Below are 4,608 nucleotides of genomic sequence, written 5' to 3'. Positions count from 1 at the left end.
GCTTCTTCAGCCGCTGGACAATGCCCTGCTTGTCAGACCGGCCATCCAAATACCGCTTGATGGCTGCCCGTTCCGCACCGCCCAGACTCTTGATCCCAGGCACCGAGTAGTGAGGCGCATTACGGCTGTTGTACCAGTCGCGCTCCTGGCGCTTTGTGGCACTTCCCCCGTCCTGGGGGGCGTACTTGTCGCGCTTTCTATGCCCTTCGGGTGCCCGGCGCTTGGTGGCACTTCCCCCATCCTGGGGGTCGTATTGAGCCTTGTCTTCCTCAATCCCGGCAAAGTCATCGTCAGTCCATTCATCACTATCGAGCGTGTCGTCGGGGCGGCCTCCCGCATCAACGGCATCCAGCAGATCGTCTACTTCATCCCTTTGGGCTTCTCTGGCAGGCTCAGTTGGTCTTCCGGTCCGTTCTTCCGGTTGACCGCCTCGGTTGCTGCCTTCAGCAGTTTGAACAGGTCCGGTTTGTTGGGCCTCCCAGTCGCGCTCCGGGCGCTTGGTGGGACTTCCCCCTTCCCTGGGGGGCGCCTTCGGGTCGATGATCGGTGTGGATTTATCGCCATGGTTTTTCTCCAGTTGGTTATTGGTCTGATTAATCAAGTCATCCAGTGTCGCCTCTGCGGTACCAAACATATCTCCATCGGCTTGTGATTGCTTTTGCAGGTATTGCTCAATCTGATTGGCCAGCTCGCTCAGGGCCTGACCAACCTGCTTTGACTTGTGCAAGTTGGCATCGAGCCACTTGGCAAACAGTTCGGTTTCCGGGCTGAAGTTGTCCAACAGGGAGTGCTGATCCAAAATCTCATCTACTGACTGGTTACGGTTGCGGGAGTCCTGCAATATGCGACTGGCTTCCACCAGGGAATCAATGACGCCATAGCCACCGAGCTCAGGATCAATACCCTTAGCCCTGGCAAAGTGGGGAGCCGCCATGGCTAGTGACTTGATCAGGTTTTTCAGGTCAGGCTTGTCGTCCTCGGCAAACAGGCTGTTGAGCCGTTCATTGTCATAGGCTTTCATAAACAGGGCCGACTCCACACGGTCGCGCATCTGCTTATTCCAGTTACCCTCTTTGGTCTTCAGTTCTCCGGCCTCATCACCCAGCCGGTCAGCGAACCTTGCAAGAAAGGTGTCGTTGCTGCGGTGCAGCAGATCGCCCGTGCCATCGGTATCAAAGTGGCTCAGGTCTTCCTGGGTAATGCGAGCCGCGTCCAGTTTGGCTTTTTCTGCCGGAGACATCGTAGCGGTTTCCGGCTTGTTGGCCTCCTTGGTAAACGACACCCGATCTTCAGTATCGAGCTTGCCCTGCCGCTGGCGTACCAGTACCGGTTCTTTGAATCCGTCCACATCCCCCGGCTTCAGGCCAAAGGCTTTAGCGTTGTCCTTCAGGTACTGGCGGTAAGCCGCTGACCGTTCAGGATGGTTCCGGTAGGCTTTTCGGATCGCTGACACACGGCCATTACCACTTTCCACCACACGGTCACTGCCAATGATTGGCGCACCGCTGCTGGCCAGTGGGTTGGCGCCCAGCTTCTTCGGGTTCAGCTTGCTGGCAATGCCCCTGATCTGGGTTTCACTGGCCTGCCTTGCCCGATCCCGTGGTTGCAGCTCTGCCGGATAGTCCGGGTTGATCCTGCCGGTGTCGTTATGGCTGGCAATCAGGTCGGACTGCTCATAGAGGGCATACTGGGTGCTGACTTCACGCTCATCGGCCATCACCGATTCGTCGGCCTTGCCCAGTACCGGTTTTTTCCCGGATGGAACCCCTGCTTTCTCCTGCGCAGTTCCCCAGTCGCGCTCCAGGCGCTTGGTGGGATTTCCCCCATCCATGGGGGTCAGCCTCATCCCTTCCTGCTGCTGCCGCGCCTCGATGGCTTTCACTTCCCGTTCAAAGCGGATACCGTCCCCGCTTTCGACCATCGCCTTCAGGTTGTCCAGTGCCTCTTTCATGGAGGTCGGGGTAAAGCCTCGTCCACTTTTCCGGGCGTTCATTTCCAGCCTGCGCTGGTCTTCAATCAGCTTACGGACACGGCGTTTCTTGCTGTCGTCACCTTTCTTCCAGTTGAACGAACGGAACAACCGGTTCAGGCCGTTCATCCGTTCGGTGTAGCTGGTCAGATCACGGTCAGGGTTGCCGGTGTACTCGGTTGAGCCAGGATGCTGGTTTGCAGCCCTGTCGATCTGATCCTGTCGGCGTTGCTGGCTGTCCTGCTGTGCGGCTTCCGGGTCAGCATCCACAGTGCCGTACCGGTTGCCGGTAAAGTCGGCAGGCGGGTAGTAAGGCAGTGCCTGCTGCCGGGGTTCGCTTGCCTTCTGTTGCGGTGCAGGGTCTGGCTGTCGGGTTTGCTGCTCAAAGCCAGGGCCGGTAAAGGTGGTTTCCCCTCGCTGTGCTGGACCAACGGGGTCCACATAGATAGCGTTGTCGCTGCCAATCTGAGGCGTCTGCTGCACCGGTCCAGCCTGCCAGCCCGGTGGCCACTGGGACGGGTCTATGGTCAGCTCCGGTTCAGTCTGCGTCTGCGGTTGTTCTTCCTGCGGCTGCGCTCCCCCCAACTCATGGAGCTGGCTCTCCAGTCCGGCAATGGCCACCGAGTTCTGCCGCAGTTGCTCCGCCAGCATGGTCTGATCGGCGTGAGGTTCCTGCATCTGGTCTTGCAGGGTCTGGTGCTGACTCATCAGGTCGTTGAGCCTCTGCTGCTTCTCCCTGATGTCGTCCATATTGCGGGTTCGACCGGCAGCGCCCACCAGTCCACCCACCGGACCGCCGACCACGGCACCGGACAGTCCCTGCTCCAACGCCCCATCAGTCAGTCCTACCTCTCTGCCCACCTGCTGCTGGCCGTAGTTGGCCGCCATCTGCTGGCCAACCCCTTCACCGAACTCCTGCGCCCCTTCGGTCAGGAACCCCTTGGCCGCATTCAGGCCACGGGTGCCGGCGTTCTTCAGGATCAGGTTCTCCATGGCCGGACCCGCCAGACCCATGGAGAGCGCCCCCACCCCGGCAGCCGGGGCAAAGGCGGACTGTGCAGCTTCCTCGGCCAGCAGGGCTTTGGCCTGCTCAAAAGGCTGGCGGGTATCGCCGCCTCCGGCCTGCTCGTAGGTCTGCTGGTAGAGCTCCTGGAACCTCGGCAGGTCTTTCAGTTGCTCATAGCCCAGTCCCATGATCTGGCTTTTGGCGTCTTCGGCACCGGCCCCGCCAATCATCAGGCCACCGGTTGCTCCGTAGCCCACGGCATGACTGCCCTTGTCGATGACATTCGCCAACCCCTGCACACGTCTGGCATCTTCCAGACCTGTCACTGCTGCCGATGCGCCAGATGCCTGAAGCCCTTTCATGCCCAGTGCCGACAACCCTTTACTGGCCACACCACCGGGTATCATGGACGGTGCCAGAGAGCCAACCCCGGAGGCAAACTGGAGGCCAAAACCGGCAGCGGTACTGCCCTCGGTCAGCCCGAACCGGCCTTCACCTTTCTTCTCGATCCCGAACCCCTGCATCGCCTCGATGCTGGACGGGGACATATTGTCGAGCTGTTCCTCGGATTTCTCCCGCAGCCAGTCACTGGCGGCATTATGACCATCGCCGCCCACCAGTCGGCTCGCACCGGATACCAGGTCAGCCGCACCGGCATAACCGCCATGCCAGAGGGCATCCCACAAATCACCGGCATAGCTGCTGTCCGGGTTGCCTCGGCGGCGGGTATGCTGATCAAACAGGGAACGGGCTTCCCGATGGTAGCCCTCCGGTATCTGGGGCTTGAGGTAATGCCGCCAATACTGCTCCCGCAGCCGTTCCTGTTCCTGATCGTCCCCCTGCTGAAACATCGGGGTCGAGCTGTAATCGTGCCAGTTCATAGAATCGTCCTTGAATAAACGCTACCTGCCGCCCGCTACCCGTAAAAGCGGGGCGAGGCAGGTGCTTTGCGTGTCTTTTTCGGGAGGCGGGCAGCGGGAAGCGGTCTGTTATCGTCCGACAGAGGGATGGAAGTGACGGAAGGTGCCGGGGGTGCGGTTCAGGGGGTTGTAACCGGGATAGCCGTAACCCTGCCCCTGCTTCGGCACAGCGGCATTGGGAGTTACCGGAGGGGGTGGTGGCGGTGTCATTACATCCCCGCCCCCCAATGCCTGCTTCAAAGCCGCCAGCGGATCATTCGCCTGTTGCTGCTGACCAAACAGATCAAACCCCAATGTCCGGTTCGGGGTTTCCTCCCCGGTGGTGACATAGCCCGGATTGCGCGGGCCATACTGTTTCATCAGTTGCCCGTAGTGATCCTGAACCGCCTCCGGTAGCTGGGCTTTCTGGTCTTTGGGGTTTAATCCTGCCACATCAGCCTGTGCCTGCTGGACAGCGACTTCCTGTAGTTGCTCGATCAACTTGCCGGGATCATTGACCTTATTGCCTGGGTCAAAGGTCTGTTTCTTCTGACCGGCAAAGTTGTTCAGGTTGGAGAGGGAACTTAGGTAGAACTGCTTCACCGGATTGCCATCGTCACCGAGCAGGCTGACCATCGGGTCTTCATTGCGGTCGCTGTGATTGAAGCGGATACCGCTGACGTTACTGGCCTTGATGCCGGGGTGCTGGTTGATAAACTCGATGGCGTCCTGAG

Annotated in this window: 2 protein-coding genes; both read right to left on the bottom strand. The window is 59.8% G+C overall.

Annotated features, from left to right (window positions below; translation table 11 throughout):
• The coding region (locus AK963_RS25585) for a hypothetical protein (RefSeq protein WP_066018203.1) at window positions 1–3,856 on the bottom strand (3,856 nt) is incomplete at its 3' end.
• Between the two features lie 108 nt (window positions 3,857–3,964).
• Window positions 3,965–4,608, bottom strand: a 644-nt coding sequence (locus AK963_RS33660; RefSeq protein ID WP_202969869.1) for a hypothetical protein, incomplete at its 5' end; no start/stop codon positions are given.

The sequence above is a fragment of the Endozoicomonas atrinae genome (genome assembly GCF_001647025.1).
GTDB classification, from domain to species: domain Bacteria; phylum Pseudomonadota; class Gammaproteobacteria; order Pseudomonadales; family Endozoicomonadaceae; genus Endozoicomonas; species Endozoicomonas atrinae.
The sequence above is the reverse complement of the archived record's forward strand: the minus strand, read 5'-3'. Positions and strand labels throughout refer to the sequence as shown.